The sequence below is a fragment of the Solwaraspora sp. WMMB335 genome, from assembly GCF_049179075.1.
GTDB lineage: Bacteria > Actinomycetota > Actinomycetes > Mycobacteriales > Micromonosporaceae > Micromonospora_E.
Window position 1 is genome coordinate 752,854 of the sequence record NZ_JBMHMF010000001.1, and the last position, 15,155, is coordinate 768,008.

The window sequence follows — 15,155 nt, forward strand, 5'->3', positions numbered from 1 at the left end:
CTCTCCCGCGGTCACCCGACCACCCCCGCCACCGCGCGCTGCACCATGGCGGCGATCGCGGCGGGTGTCAGGTGGTCGAACGCCTCGGCCATGGTCAGTTCGACGCCGTACTCGTCGCGCAGCATCGCCAGGAGCCGCAGGGCGAGCAGGGAGTCGCCGCCGAGGTCGAAGAAGTCGTCGGAGCCGGCCACCTCCGGTACGCCGAGCAGGGACGAAAACAGCGCGGCGACACGCTGCGGCACGCCGGCCACGGGTCCCCGCGCCTGTCCGGTCATGGCCGCGGGGACCGGCCCGGCCCGTTCGGCCGGTGCCGGTTGGTCGGGGTACGCCTGGTGTCGCCGCAGCAGTTCGTCGAGGTCCTGACTCGAGACCACGATCCGGGGTGCCACGCCGTGGGTGAGGACCCGGTCGAGAATCTCGGTTCCTTCCGCACGGCTGATCGCGCCGAGCAGGTCACCGTCTGCTCCGGGGCCTCCGGGCAGCAACGGTTTCGACGCGGCGGGACCGCGTCGCCGCTGGGCCGTGGCCCACATGCCGTCCTCGCTCCAGTCGGTCCAGGCGACCGACACGGTGATCCCCGGGTGCCGGGCCGACCGGTATGCGGCGTACGCGTCGAGGAACTCGTTGCCGGCGACGTATCCGACCTCGCCGAACTTGAGCTTGTGCAGGACGGTGCCGATCGAGGAGCACAGGACGAGGAAATCCAGGCGACGGTCGCCGAGCACGGTGTCGAGCACCAGCACCCCCCGGGTCTTGGCGCCCATCGCCGCGTCGGTGTCGGCACGGCCGCGACGCAGGATCATCCCGGCCGTGTCGGGCACACCGGCCGCGTGTACGACGCCGGTCAACGGGCCGAACCGTCGCTCGGTCTCGGCGACGGCGGTACGCATCGCGGCGAGGTCGGTCAGGTCCGCGTGGTGGACGGCGACCGTGATGCCCTGGTCGCGAAGGCTCAGCAGCCGGCGCACGGCGTCACCGACCGGATCGCCTGCGGGCGCCCCGCGATGGTTCTCCCAGTCCGGCTCGGCCGGCAGGCGGCGGCGGGTGGTCAGCGCGAGCCGGCCGCCGGCCCGACCGAGCCAGCCGGCGATGGCGAGGCCGATCCCGCCGAGACCGCCGCAGATCAGGTACACACCGCCGGGGCGTGGTCGGACCACGCAGGGCCGACTGCCGGGCGGGGTGAGTGGGCGGGCGGCATGGTGGGCGGCGAACCGGCGTCGACCACGGTATGCGACCACGGTGGACCGGTCGGCGCCGAGCAGTTCGGCGACCACCTGGTCGGCCGCTGCGGTTGGTTGCCGACCGGCAGCGGCTGGAAGGTCCACGGCGGTGCACGACACGGCCGGGAACTCGCGCGGGATGACCTTGACCGCGGCCAGGACGGTGGCGCTCTCCGGATGGGTCAGGTCGTCGCCGAGCACGTCCTGGGCGCCGCTGGTCACCGTCACCAGTCGGACCGGCTGCCGCTGTCCGCCGAGGGCGCGAGCGACGTTCAGCAGGCTGTGCAGGCCGTAGGTCTGGCTGCGGTCGACGGTGTCCGGGCCGGCGGCGCTTCCCCGAGCCTCCGCCTCCTGCTGGGCCCACAGGTGTACGACCAGGCCGACCGGGCGTCCGGTGGCGGCGAGCTCGTCGACGAGCAACCGGTACGGCTGCGGGTCGGCGGGGTCGATGGTCCGGTGTCCCGGCCGGTCGACGCTGGCCACCGCGACCACGGCCACCTGGTGGTCGGTTAGTCGCCGGGTGATCTCGTCAGCCAGCGGACCGCCGTCGCTGAGCAGCAGGCAACTGTCACCGTCCACCGGCGGGCCGGCAATCGGCGGTGGGACGTGCCGCCAGCCGGGCTGGTAGGTCCAGCCGGTCAGGTCGGGGCGTTTCGCGGGCCACCGCTCGGCGGTCGCGGCTGGCGGGGCGGCGGGAGAGCCGGGTTCCTGGGCCAGCAGGAGGGCGCCGTCGGTTGGCCCGGTCGACGGGATGACGACGTCCGTCGCGGCGAAGGCCATCCCGTCGAGCAGGGTGGCCCATCGCGCGGCGTCGAGCAGGGGGCCGCCCCGCCGTCCGTCGACAGCGGACCACCATGCCTCCGACAGGCCCCAGATCATCGGCAACCAGCGGTCGGTGGCGGTCGTCTCGACGAACATGAGCAGCCCGCCCGGGGCGAGCAGCGAACGCAGCTGGGTCAGGCTGGCCCGGATGTCGGGGGTCGCGTGCAGTACGTCCAGCCCGCACACGACGTCGTAGCGGCGGCCGGCGAGCCCTTGGTCGGCCGGGTTCCGGCTGATGTCCAGGACGCCGGCGCGGACCCAGTCGAGCCGTCGGCGGCGCGCCTGCGCGGCCAGTCGGGACACGAACGACCGGGAGATGTCGGTAGCGTGGTAGACGGCCCGGTCAGCGCCGAGCGTCGCGGTCACCTCCCGGGTCAGCGCGCCGGTGCCGGCACCGACCTCCAGGATCCGCAGGGGGCGGCCCGATCCGTCGGTGAGCCGTCGCAGCGCCTGCCCGACGAGCCGGGTGAGCCGACCGACGGCACGGTGTTCGACGGTCCGCTCGGTCAGGGTCCGGGTGAACAGGTCGGCCCGGCCGTCCGGGTAGAGCGTGCGGAGCCCTTCGCCGGCCTCCGACAGGGCCCGAGGGTAGTGCTCGGCGCAGTGGACCAGCAGCTCGACGAGCCCGGCGAACCCGGGGTAGGTGTGCGTGAGCCGGGCCGCGCTCGCGTCGATGTGGGCCCGGTCGACGCCGGAAAGGTCCGGCCCGGTCCGGAAGGTCACCAGGGTGCCGGTGCGGTCCACCCGCCCGTCCCGGGCCAGTGCGGCGAGTTGGACGTCGACGAAGGGCAGGTACGGGGCCCGGACGCCGAGCCGGTCGGTGAGGTCGGCGACCTCGTAGGCGCGGCCGGCGCGGACGTCGACTCCGGCCCGCGTGAAGTACCACAGGATCAGCTCGGCGCAGAAGCCGTCCAGTGCGGCACGCAGCCCACGGTGGTCGTCCACCCCGCGTAGTTCGCCGGGTTCGGCGGCCAGCGCGGCCCGCAGCTGCGGGCCGAGGTCGGCGAGGGCGTCCACCGGCGCCGGCTGCGGCATCGGGTCGATCCAGTGCCGGCGGCGGTGCAGCCGGTGGCCGGGCAGGGCGACGCGGCGGTGCCGCTGAGGACGGTGGACGGCCGCCCAGTCGACGGCGCAGCCGGCCGTCCACAGCTCGGCCAACAACGGGGTCAGCGTCGGTCGGGACCCGGTGGGTAGGACGGGCACCAGCCGGTGCGGTGTCTGGAACGCGGGGTGCTGCGGCGGTGCGGTCCGGGTGACGCCGGCCGCCACCACCACGACCGGGCCGGCTTCGGCGTGTCGACCGATCTCGTCGGCACGATCCGCAGAGCCGGCCGACGGGCCGTCGCCGGCCACCGCCCGGACCGCGTCGACGAGGGCGAGCCGGCCGGTCAGCGTGGCCGTCACCAGGACACCGACGTCGCGGCCAAGCACCGCGCCGACCGGTACGCCCCACCCGGTGAGGGTACGGCCGAGGGCGTAGCCGACGGCGAAGGCGGCCGACGGTCGGTGGGTGGACGGATCCGCGCCCGCCTCGGCCAGCAACCGCGTGCACTCGGCCAGGTGCAGGTCGAGCACGGGTTCGGCGCCGCGCGCGACGGTCACTGTCCACGGTTGGTCGCCGAGAGCGATCACCACGGCCGGGTCGTCGGAGACGGGGGTGTCCGGTACGGCGATCCGGTCGAGTTGCCGGGCGACGTCCTGCGGGTCCAGGCCGGTGACGGCGTGTCGGTACGGCAGGGGCCGGCGCAGGGCGAGGGTCGCGGCGACGTCGGCGAGGTCCACCGCCGGGTCGGCACGCAGGTGCCCGGCGATGTCCCGGGCGGTGCGTCGCAACGCCTGCGGACTGGTGGCGGACAGGACGAGGACCTGCTCGTGACGCAGCGCCCGGGACCGGATCGGCGGGGGCGGCGGTTGTTCGAGCACCACGTGGGCGTTGGTCCCACCGATGCCGAAGGAGCTGACGCCGGCCCGGCGCGGTCCGGGACCGGCCGGCCAGGCGACGGTCCGGTCGCAGACCCGAAACGGGGAGTTCGCCCAGTCGATGACGGGATTGGGGTGACGTAGGTGCAGGCTCGCCGGAATCACCGCGTCCCGGACCGCCAGCGCCGCTTTCACCAGGCCGACGATGCCGGCGGCGGCGTCGAGGTGGCCGATGTTCGACTTGACCGAGCCCAGGTGGCAGTAGCCGCGGCGGCTGGTTCCGGCCCGGAACGCCTCGGTCAGTGCGGCGACCTCGATCGGGTCGCCGAGTCGGGTGCCGGTCCCGTGTGCCTCGACGTATCCGATCGACTCGGGTGGGGCGCCGGCGACCGCCTGGGCCTCGATGACGACCTCGGTCTGCCCGGCGGCGGCCGGTGCGGTGAACCCGACCTTCGCGGCACCGTCGTTGTTCACGGCCGTGCCGAGGATCAGGGCGTGGATGTGGTCGCTGTCGCGCAGCGCGTCGGAGCGCCGCTTGAGCAGGACGACCGCGCCGCCGTTGCCGCCGACCGTGCCTGCGGCGGACGCGTCGAAGGCGGCGCAGCGGCCGTCGGGCGAGTAGACGCCGTCCTCGGTCCAGACGTGGCCCTGGCCGTGCGGCGTCTGAACCGCGACTCCCCCGGCCAGGGCGAGGTCGCATTCGTGGCCCTGCAGACTGCGTACGGCGAGGTGGACCGCGACGAGTGAGGACGAGCAGGCCGAGCCGACGGCGAAGCTCGGCCCGGTCAGCCCGAGCTTGTACGAGACAGTGGTCGCCGCGAAGTCCTTGTCGTTGTGCATCAGCAGGTGCAGGCCGTCGCGGCGCTGCCGGGCCCGTCGTACGTGCGGATCGCCGGTGAGGAGATTGCGCACGAGGTAGGTGCTCAGCCCGGTGGCCAGAAAGACGCCAGTCGGCGCACCGGTCGTCGCGGGGTCGACGCCGACGGCGTCGAACGCCTGCCAGGCGAGTTCCAGGCACAGTCGGTGCTGCGGATCCATGATGTCGGCCTCGTGCGGCGGGTAGCCGAAGAAGGACGCGTCGAACATGGCCGGGTCGTCGAGCAGACCTTCCGCGCCGACGAACCGGGGGTGCAGGACATGTTCCGGGTCGTGGTCGTCCATCAGCAGGTCACGGCCCTGGAACCGAGTGATCGACTCGACCTCGCCGCGCAGGTTGTCCCAGAACTGCTCGACGCTGTCGGCCCCGGGGACGCGGGCGGCCATCGAGACGACGGCGATCGGCTCGGCCGCGTCGAGGATCGACTCCATCATGTCCGTCCCCGTCCGGTCGGCCGGGGGCGGCTGACCGCTGCGGCGCGTCGCCGTTCGGCGCGATCGGCGGCCCGTTGCGCGGCCTTGCGGACAGCGTGGACCGCACCGGGTCGGTCAGCCAGGTATTCGGCCAGCGCGGCGACGCTGGCGTACCGGAACAGTTCCCGTACCGTCAGGTCGGGCGCCACCTCGCCGACCAGCTGTCGATGCAGCCGCAGCAACGCGAGTGAGTCGCCGCCGGCCTCGAAGAAGCCGTCGTGGATGCCGATCTCGGATCTCCCGAGGGCCGTCCGCCACGCCTGGGCCAGAATGTGTTCCAGGTCGGTGCGCGGTGCGGCGGTGGCGGTGCCCCGCGGCGTCAGCTGCCCGGCCATCCGGGTCAGCTCGGCCCGGTCGGCCTTGCCGGTGCGCAGCAGCGGAATCCGGGGCAGAAACTCCAGCACGGCCGGAACCAGGTACGCGGGCAGTTCGGCGCGCAGGGCGCGGAGTACGCGGGCCCGGGTCGCGGTCTCGTCACCGGCCGCGCCGCCGGTCTCGTCGCTAGCGCCGCCGGTCTCGTCGCCGACGCCGCCGGTGACCACGAAGGCGACCAGACGGTTGGCGTGGCCGACCACCGCCGCGTCCAGGATTCCGGGTTGCCGACGCAGCGCCGCGCTCACCTCGTCCGGCTCGATGCGACGCCCCAACAGCTTGATCTGCTGGTCGCGTCGGCCGACCAGGTGCACGGTGCCGTCGGGGCCGCGGTGGCCGTAGTCGCCGGTGCGGTAGAAGCGTTCACCGGCGGCGCCCGGTGCGGGCACGAAGCTCTCGGCGGTGAGTCCGGGCCGGGCGGAGTAGCCACGGGCCACGCAGGCACCGCCGAGGGCGAGTTCGCCGACCGCCTGGGCGGGCACCGGCCGCATCCGCCCGTCGACGACGCGGCACTGGGTGTTGGTGATGGGCCGGCCGACGGCGACCGGGATCCGGGCGTCACGGTCACATTCCCAGGCGAGCACCTCGACGGACGCCTCCGTCGGGCCGTAGAGGTTGTACAACCGGGCGACGAGCAGCGTCGCCGCCCGGCGGGCGAGTTCGTCGGAAAGGGCCTCGCCGCTGCACGCAACGGTGCGCAGCGACGCGAGCCGGTCCCCGACGGCCGCGACCTCGGCGAGGAACGGGGCGAGCATCGACGGTACGAAGTGGGTGTAGCCGATGCGTTCGAGGCGGATCAGGTCGACCAGGTAACGGGGGTCGCGTTCGCCGCCGGGTTCGGCGACGACCAGGCAGCCGCCGCCCGCCAGAGGCCAGAACAGTTCCGGGACCGAGACGTCGAACGCGAGGGAGGTCTTGAGCAGCACCCGTTCGGCCGACCGGAGCGGCAGGGCCTCTTGCGCCCAGGCGACCCGGTTCACGATGCCCCGGTGCGGCACCACGACGGCCTTGGGCCGCCCGGCGCTGCCAGAGGTGAACATCACGTACGCCGCCTGCTCCGGGTGTGTCCGCGCGGCGACGACGGACCGCCGGGGGCCGCCGGGGGCCGCCGGGGGCCGGGTGGGCCCACCGCCGATCGGCCGCAGCACATCGTCGACCATCACCGATGGCACGCCGAGGCCGGCGACCCGATCGGTCAGCGGCCGGTGGGTGACCACGACGGTGGCCCCGGCCTCGGCCAGCAGAGCGCGGATCCGCCCGTCGGGATCGTCCGGGTCGAGTGGCACCACGGCCCCGCCGGCCATCAGGATCGCGAGGTAGCTGACGGGGATGCCGATCCCCCGTGGTTGCAGGACCGCGACGGTCCGTTCCGCCCCGACCCCACGGTCGCGCAGGAGGCGGGCGAGGCGGCCAGCGGCCCGCCAGAGCGTGGCGTAGCTGACATGCAGCCGGTCACCGCCGGTGGGAGCGACGACGGCGACCGCGTCAGGACGCCCGCGCACCATCGCCGACACCAGCGTGTGCAGTCCGGTGGTCGGGTCCTGCGGTCGCCGCGGGCCCGACGAGCCACGCAGCGCCTCGGCACGTTGTACGGGATCGAGCAGATCGACGGCGGCCGTCGGGGCGTCCGGGTCGCGGCCGAGCGCGCGGACGAACGTCGCGAGATGCTGTGCGAAGGCCGCCAGTTCGGCCGGTGTGGCGTAGCGCGGGTCGGCCTCCAGTTCGAGTTGCCAGCCGGTGTCGCAGGCGGTGACGGCGACCGTCAACGGATACTTGGCGGCGGCGACCGGCACCGGTTGGACGGCACACTCCAGCCCGGGCAGTTGGGGCGCCGGGGTGGCCGTCTGGTAGGTCAGCAGCACCGGCACGGACGGGTTCCCCGCTTCCGGCCCGACCGGCCCGACCGGCCCGACCGGACCGGTCAGCCGGTTCAGCGGTACGGCGCGCCGGGCGAGCGCGTCGAGCACGACGTCGCGGGCCTGGCGGAGCAGGCTACGCATCGACTGCCGTGGGTCGACCCGCAGTCGCAGCGGGACGACGTTCACCAGCAGACCGACCACGTCGCCGTAGCGGGGCCCGTCGCGTAGCGAGACAGGGGTGCCGACGATGGTCGAGGGCTGTCCGTTGTACCGGTTCAGCAGGAGGGTGACGACGGCGAGCAACCCCATGAACGGGGTGGCGCGCTCGGCGGCGCAGAGCCTGCCCAGCCGGGTGATGTCGGCACCGTCCAGTCGGGTGGTGTACCGGGACGGTTGCCCGCCGGTACGACCGCCGCCGGCGAAGACGCGGCCGTCCCCGCCGGTGTCGAGGTCGGCGACGGGCAGGGCCGGGCGGTCGAGGTGCCAGCCGTGGGCGGCCGCGACGGCGTCGTCGCCGGCCGGACGTGGTCTCGGGGGCAGGCCGCGAAGGCCGGCGGTGTAGCACCGGGTGAGGTCGGCGCAGATCACGGCCAGCGAGTCCCGGTCGAAGATCAGGTGGTGCAGGTCGAGCACGAGCAGATGCCGGACCGGGCCGAGGCGTATCAGCAGCCACCGGGCCGGGCCGTCGGTGCCCAGGTCGAACGGTCGCCGGCTGAGTTCGCCGATCAGCCGCCGTGCCACACCGTCGCGGTCCGCGGCGGGTACGCCGCTCAGGTCGACCAGCCGTGGCCGGGGTGGCTCGTCGCGGACCGTCTGCCACGGACCGTCGGGTTCGTCCACGAACACCGTGCGCAGTGTGTCGTGCCAGCGGCCGACCTGGCTGACGGCACGACGCAGCGTGCTGACCCGCAGTTTTCCGACCAGGTCGATCGCGGTGCAGCAGTTGAACGCGGTGTCCTGCGGGTCGAGTCGGTGCAGGAACCACAACCCGCGCTGGCCGGGCGTCAGGGCGAGCCGGCCGTCGCGGGGGCGGTTCATTCCGGACCGTCCAGCCGCTCGTCCGGAGTCGGCCGGCCGGTGCTGCCCGCACCCACCGCGCCGACCCGGGCGGCGAGTTGAACGACGGTCGGGGCGTCGAACAGCGTCCGGACCGACAGCGTGGTGCCGAACATCCTGTTGGTGGCGGCGATCACCTGCATGGCACGCAGCGACTCGCCGCCGATGTCGAAGAACCGTTCGTACACGCCGACCCGGTCCAGCTTCAGCACGCTGCACCAGATCGCGGCGATGGCGCGTTCGATCTCGTCGCGCGGTGCCACGTACTCGGCGACGTCGGACAGGCGCGCGTGCTCGACGGGAAGCAGCGCCGACCGGTCGATCTTCCCGGTGGCGGTCAGTGGCAGGGTCTCCATCACCACCACCGCCGACGGCACCATGTATCTCGGCAGGCGTTCGCGTACGTGGTCCCGGACCGCCTCGGCGGACACCGGCTGCCCGGCGACCGCTGCCAGGTACGCCACCAGGCGCCGTTCGCCGGTGGCGTCGCCCTCGGCGACGACGATCGCCCGCCGTACCGACGGGTGGGCCTCGAGTACGCCCTCGACCGCGCCGAGTTCGACCCGGAAGCCCCGGATCTTCACCTGGTGATCGTTACGGCCGTGGAACTCCAGGTCGCCCGTTGGCAGTACCCGTCCCAGGTCGCCGGTGGCGTACCAGCGCCGACCCGGCTCCACGGCGTACGGATCGGGCAGGAAGCTGGCCGCCGTCTCGGCGGGTCGCCGATGGTAGCCGCGGGCCACGCCGGCACCGCCGATGTGCAGCTCACCGACGACCCCGATCGGTACGAGATGGCCGTGGTGGTCGACCGGAAGCACGTGGACTCCCTGGACTGGTCGGCCGATCGGCAGCTGAACCTCGTCGGCGGGTGTGGTCGACCCGGGCGGGACGGACCACAGGGTCGCCCACACCGTCGCCTCGGTCGGGCCGTACTCGTTGTGCAGCGTGCCGGCGGGTAGCGAACGCGCGACGTTGCCGGCGAGGTCGGCCGGACACGACTCACCGGCGGACACGACCGCCCGCAGGGAGTGCAGGTCGCCGCCGCGACCCTGGTCGAGCAGCAGGGTCAGCAGCGACGGTACCCCGAGGGTGTGACTCGGCCGCCGGGTGGCGACGAGGTCCACGAGGTCGGCCGGTTCGCGCTGGGCACCCTCTGCCGGCAGCAGCAGGGTGCCGCCCTGGCTCAAGGTCCAGAAGATCCCGGCGACCGAGCTGTCGAAGGCGTACGAGGACAGCAGCAGGTAGCGTTCGACCGGCTCGGGGTACGCCGTGTGCCGGGCCAGGGTGGACCGCACCGCGCAGTGGTGTTCGACGACGACCCCCTTGGGCCGTCCGGTCGAGCCCGACGTGTAGATCAGGTATGCCGCGTTGCCGGGTGCCACGGCCGTGGCCGGTGCCGCCGACGATTGACCGGCGGCGGCCGAGATCGTCGCGTCGACCGGGAGCGTGCGGATGCCGGCCGGCATCCGCACGGCGGGGTCGGCCTGGGCGAGAACGAGGTCGCAGCCGGCGTCGGTCAGGACCATGTCGAGGTGTTCGCCGGGTTGCGTCGGGTCCAGAGGCAGGTACGCGCCGCCCGCCTTGAGCACGGCGAGCAGTGCCACGATCATGCCGGCCGACCGTTCCACGAGTACGCCGACGACCTTCTCCGGGCCGACGCCGTGCGCCCGCAGCAGGTGGGCGAGCCGGTTGGCGCGCCGGTCGAGTTCCCGGTAGCTGACCATCGCGAGGTCGTGTTGCACGGCCACCGCGTCCGGCGTGCGCACCGCCCACTGCTCGACGAGGTGGTGCAGGCACCGGTCGTCGGCGGCGGCGGCCGGCCCCCAGCCGACCTCGCGCAGGCGGGCCAGATCGGCCGACGGTGCACGGGTCCGGGCGTGGTAGAGACCGTCCGGGTCGGCGGCGATCGCCTCCAGCGCCCCGGCGTAGCACTCGCGTACGCCCGCCATCAGCTCCGCCGAGAACTGCAGACTGTCGTACTCGAGCCGGACCTCGAGGTCGCCGGTCTGCCGGTTGAGTCGGAAGATGGCGCAGAACGGGAAGGTGGACTCGCCGTACAGGTCGGTCGCCACGTGGCCGACGCCGCGCTCGGTCCACCGGTCCAGAACTCCGAAGACGTGGTAGTTGGTGAAGAAGAACAGCGTCTCGGCCAGTGGCTCGCTGCCCTGGTGCCGTTTGAGCTCGGCCATCGGCAGCCGCCGGTACGGCATCGACGCCCGTTCGGACTCCAGGCCGGCGAGCATCAGGTCGCGCCAGGTGCCGCCCCGCGTGGCTACCCGCAGGGCGAGGCTGTTGACGAACAGGCCGATGGCGGAGCTGCCGTCCGCGCTCTCCGGACGACCGTTGCCGACGGTGTAGGTCAGCGTGTCGGCGTGTCCGCCGTAGGTGGACATCACAGCGAGGTGCGCGGCCATCAGCACGTTCTTCATCGGCAGGGCGCTGTCGCGGGCGACCTGCTTGAGCCGGTCGGACAGTTCGGCCGGCACCGGCACCTCGATGCGTACGATCTCCCGGGCGCCCTTGTCGGCCCGGGGGCCGCCGACCGGGCGGGGCAGCCGCATGACGGTGGCCCCGTCCAGGTACCGCTCCCAGAACTCGTAGTGGCGGCGGTCCTGCAGGGCTTGCAGTTCCAGCGCGACGGCGTCGCGCATGGTGGACGAGGGTGCGCGCAGCGCGACCGGCTCGTCGAAGACGACGGCGAAGTACTGGCTGAACAGTTCGGCGATCATGAGCGCTTCGCTCCAACCGTCGACGATCTCGTGGTGGAAGCCGTAGGTGAACTGCCACTCATCGTCGGTGAGGCGGTGGACCCGGAAGCGGATCAGCGGGTACTCGTGCAGTTCGAATCCACGTGCCTTTTCCGCCGCGATCCACGCGTCGACGCGTTCGACCCGTCGCGCGGGCGGCAGCGCCCGGAGGTCTTCGGTGGACAGCGGGGACTCGAAGTCGGCGTGCACGAGCTGCAGCGGCCGGCTGAATCCGCTCATGTCGAACGACGTACGCAGCATCGGGTGTCGCGCGACGAGCTGGTCGACCGCGGCGCGCAGGGCCTCGCCGTCGTAGGGTGCCCGGAGCCGGATGGAGGCGATCGCGTGGTAGACCGCCGACTTCTCCGCGAAGTCCCGGTGGAAGATCATGCCTTCCTGGAGGAGGTTCAGTGGGAAGGCGTCCGCCACGCCGGCCGGGACTCGGGCGCGGTCCTCGTCGGACAGAAGGGAGAACGGCTCGCTCACCGGTGCCGGCACCGTGGCGGAGCGGGCCAGCAAATGCTCGGCGCAGGCCCGGACGGTCGGGTGGGCGTGCAGTTCGGCCACGGAGACGTCGATCCCCCGTGCCTGGGCCCGGCTGACCACCATGATGCTGCGGATCGAATCTCCGCCCAGGATGAAGTAGTTGTCGTCGATGCCGACCGCGTCGAGCCCGAGGACGGTGGCCACCGAGTTGGCGAGGATCTCCTCGACGTCGGTGCGTGGAGCGACCAGGTCGACGTCGGGGCGTACCCGCACGCCCGGCTTTGGCAGCCGGGCCCGGTCCAGCTTGCCGTTGACGGTCATCGGCAGGCCGGGCAGGACGAGGATGGCGCGGGGGACCAGTTGTTCGGGCAGCCGGTCCCGGCAGTGCCCCAGCAGCGTCCCACGGTCCACCGCCGGGCCCGGCCGACGGCAGACGACGTACGCGGCGAGAAACGGGTGTCCGCCCAGGGGTGACGAACCGCCCGGGTCCTCGTCGCGGCGCTGCACGACGACGGCCTGGGCGACGTCCGGGTGGTCGAGCAGGACCGCCTCGATCTCGCCGGGCTCGACCCGGACGCCGTTCACCTTGACCTGCGCGTCGGCCCGGCCGAGGTATTCCAGGACGCCGTCGGGTCGCCACCGGCCGAGGTCGCCGGTGCGGTACCAGCGGCCCGGGTCCGGGTCGTCGGGGTCGGTCAGAAATCGCCGGCCGGTCAGCTCCCGCTGGTTGAGGTAGCCGATGGCGACGCCGGAGCCGCCGATGTAGATTTCGCCGACAGCACCGTCGGGAACCAGGTCGGGCAGCGTCCCGTCGCTTCCCGGTGTGGTCCGTACCCGCACCGAGATGCTGGTGCCGGCGATCGGCCGCCCGATCGGTACCGGCCCGGAGTCCGGATCGTCGTCGCCGACCAGGTAGGTGATGCTGCCCACGACGGTCTCGGTGGGGCCGTACTCGTTGACGACCCGCACGCCGGCGTCACGGAACCGGACCGTCGACCGGGCGTCGAGCGCCTCGCCGCCGACGACCAGGGTGCGCACCGAGCGGGTCAGGTCGCCGGTCAGCATGGGGCCGAGCAGGTCCAGATGGGTCGGGGTCAGCTTGACCAGGGTCAGATCGGTGCCCGCCCGCAACGCCGCGCCGACGGCGGTGACTCCGCCGTCGGGCATGAGCAGGGCGCGCTGTCCGACCAGCAGCGGACCGAGCAGGGTGGTCAGGGTGAAGTCGAAGCCGATCGACGAGTGGGTCAGCACGCCGGTGCCGTCGCGCATTCCGTACGCCTCGACGCACCAGCCGAGATAGTTGGCCAGCCCGCGGTGGGGCACCAGCACCCCGTTGGGCTTGCCGGTGCTGCCGGAGGTGTAGAGCACATAGGCGGGGTCGTCCGGCCCGACCGGCGGGCCGGCCGGGCGGGGGGACGCGGCCCGCACCGTGGACCAGTCCTCGGCGGGCACGATCCGGTGGCGGGCGCCGGCGAGTAGCGGCTCGGTGCGGTGCGCGCAGGTGCCGATGAGGACCCGGGCGCCGGTGTCGGTGAGCAGGTGGGCCAGCCGGCGGGGCGGATGGGCCGGGTCGACCGGCACGAAGGCCGCCCCGACCCGAAGGACGCCGAGGAGCGCCACCGGCAGGTCGGTGTCGCGGTCGAGGCTGACCAGCACCGGCTCTCCCCTGGCGACCCCCAGGTGGTACAGGTGGTTGGCGAGTTGGTCGGCACGCCGGTCGAGGTCGCGGTAGGTCAGTTCGTCCGACCCGGCCACCACGGCGACGGCGTCCGGAGTCCGGGCCGCCTGGGCGGCGATCGTGTCCTGGACCGGGCCGGCCCACCGGGCGGGCTCGACGGATCGGCCCCGGGTCAGCAGTCGCGCGCGGTGCGCGTCGCAGACGAGTCGAAGCCGGCCGAGTGGGGTCCGGGGCCGGTCGACGAGGTCGCGCAGTGCGGTCACGAGGCATTCGCCGAACCCGGCCGCTGCGGCCGGGGTGAGCACCCCGTCGTGGTAGCCGAGCCGGATCCATGTCTCGTCGGCCCGTTCGAGGCAGGCCAGTCGGACGCCCGGCGGGCCGGCAGCGGACGTGTCGACGAGGTCGGTCTCGGTCAGCAGGTGGAAGACCACGTCGCCGGCGTGCACCGGCGCGGGTGCCTGGGCGTACTCGAAGCCGAACCACGGGACGCCGTCGCTAGGCTGGGCCAGACGGGGGTCGAGGTGGTCGATGCGGGCGCGGCCCGAGGCGACCGCCCCGGCGACCGTGGCCAGCAGGTCCGCCGTCGGCCGGTCCACGTCCGCCCGTACCGGTACCGGAACGGTCCGGGCGAAGGCGCCGACGGCACGGGAGATGGCCGGGTACCCGCGGGCCGGGTAGACGACGTCGAGGACCACGTCGGTGGCACCGACGAACCGGGCGGCGACGACCGCGAAAACGCCGGCCACCAGGTCCGGTACGGTATGGCCGAGTTCCGCACCGAGAGCCGCCAGCCGGGCGGTGAGGGCCGCTTCCCAGCGCCAGTCCACGGTCCGCGTGCCGCTTCCGGCCGGAGGTGGCGGCTGCGTGGCGGCCGTTTCGGTCGCGGTCAACTGCTCCGCCCAGGCGCGTCGCTCGGCGGCACCGTCGGCGGCGTCGAGCAGATCGTGGTGCCAGGCGGCGAAGTCGGCGTACTGGAGGACGTCGTCCGGGTCGTCGGTGTGCGGTCGCTCGTACCGTGTCGCGAGTTCGGCCGCCAGCAGCCGCAGCGAGGTCCGGTCGACGACCGCGGGGTGCCCGGCCACGTCGACGTCGACCGTTCCGTCGTCCGCCGGCCCGACACGGATCCGGACCGCCGGCCCGGTGGCGAGGTCGACGCCGGCACCGTCGGACGGGTCCGGTGGGGCAGACCCGACGGTGACCGAGGCCGGCATCGGCCCGGAGTGGACGGTCTGGGTCACGGTGCCGTCCCCGAGGTCGCTGACCGTGGTACGCAGCGATTCGTGCCGTCGGAGCACGGCTCGGGCGGCGTCGGCCAGGCGGGACACGTCGACCGGACCGCGGACCTGGATCCGGGCCCGGACGGCGGCGCCGACGAGTTGTCGCAGCCGGATCTGGACCGGCGAGGCGAGAAACGTCGAATCGTCGGTGGCGGTGGTATGCACAGCGTGCCGCTCAGGCCGGGAATGGGGTCGGTCGCGGCGGCGTCTCGCCTGCCGTCCTGTCCGTTGGAGCAGGTTGCGCAGTAACGAGAGAAATCACGCCAAGCCACCCCACAGATCTGCATATTCGAGTAGGTAAATCAAATGCTAATCGCGGCGGCCGACCGGAGCAATGGCTGCGGATCATGGAGCGTCGGGCAACCGCG

At 73.4% G+C, this 15,155-nt stretch carries 3 protein-coding genes; all 3 read right to left on the reverse strand.

The genetic code is table 11. The features are described 5' to 3' along the window. Positions 1–11: 11 nt before the first annotated feature. Genes ACN27F_RS02965 through ACN27F_RS02975 form a run of 3 tightly spaced genes read right to left on the reverse strand, consistent with a single transcriptional unit; the run spans position 12 to position 14,952 of the window. The gene (locus tag ACN27F_RS02965; RefSeq protein WP_421431014.1) at positions 12–5,273 is read right to left on the reverse strand and encodes a beta-ketoacyl synthase N-terminal-like domain-containing protein; all 5,262 of its coding nucleotides are present in this window, start codon (positions 5,271–5,273) and stop codon (positions 12–14) included. After that, the gene (locus tag ACN27F_RS02970) at positions 5,270–8,581 is read right to left on the reverse strand and encodes a non-ribosomal peptide synthetase (protein WP_421431015.1); all 3,312 of its coding nucleotides are present in this window, start codon (positions 8,579–8,581) and stop codon (positions 5,270–5,272) included. Before ACN27F_RS02970 ends, ACN27F_RS02965 begins: the two co-directional genes overlap by 4 nt. Further along, a complete protein-coding gene (locus ACN27F_RS02975; RefSeq protein ID WP_421431016.1) occupies positions 8,578–14,952 on the reverse strand; it encodes an amino acid adenylation domain-containing protein in 6,375 nt (2,124 codons plus the stop codon). Before ACN27F_RS02975 ends, ACN27F_RS02970 begins: the two co-directional genes overlap by 4 nt. Positions 14,953–15,155: the final 203 nt, after the last annotated feature.

Bases quoted from the DNA above. Each gene is read 5' to 3' on its own strand.
- ACN27F_RS02965 (WP_421431014.1), bottom strand. From the start codon at position 5,273: ATGATGGAGTCGATCCTCGACGCGGCCGAGCCGATCGCCGTCGTCTCG.
- ACN27F_RS02970 (WP_421431015.1), bottom strand. From the start codon at position 8,581: ATGAACCGCCCCCGCGACGGCCGGCTCGCCCTGACGCCCGGCCAGCGC.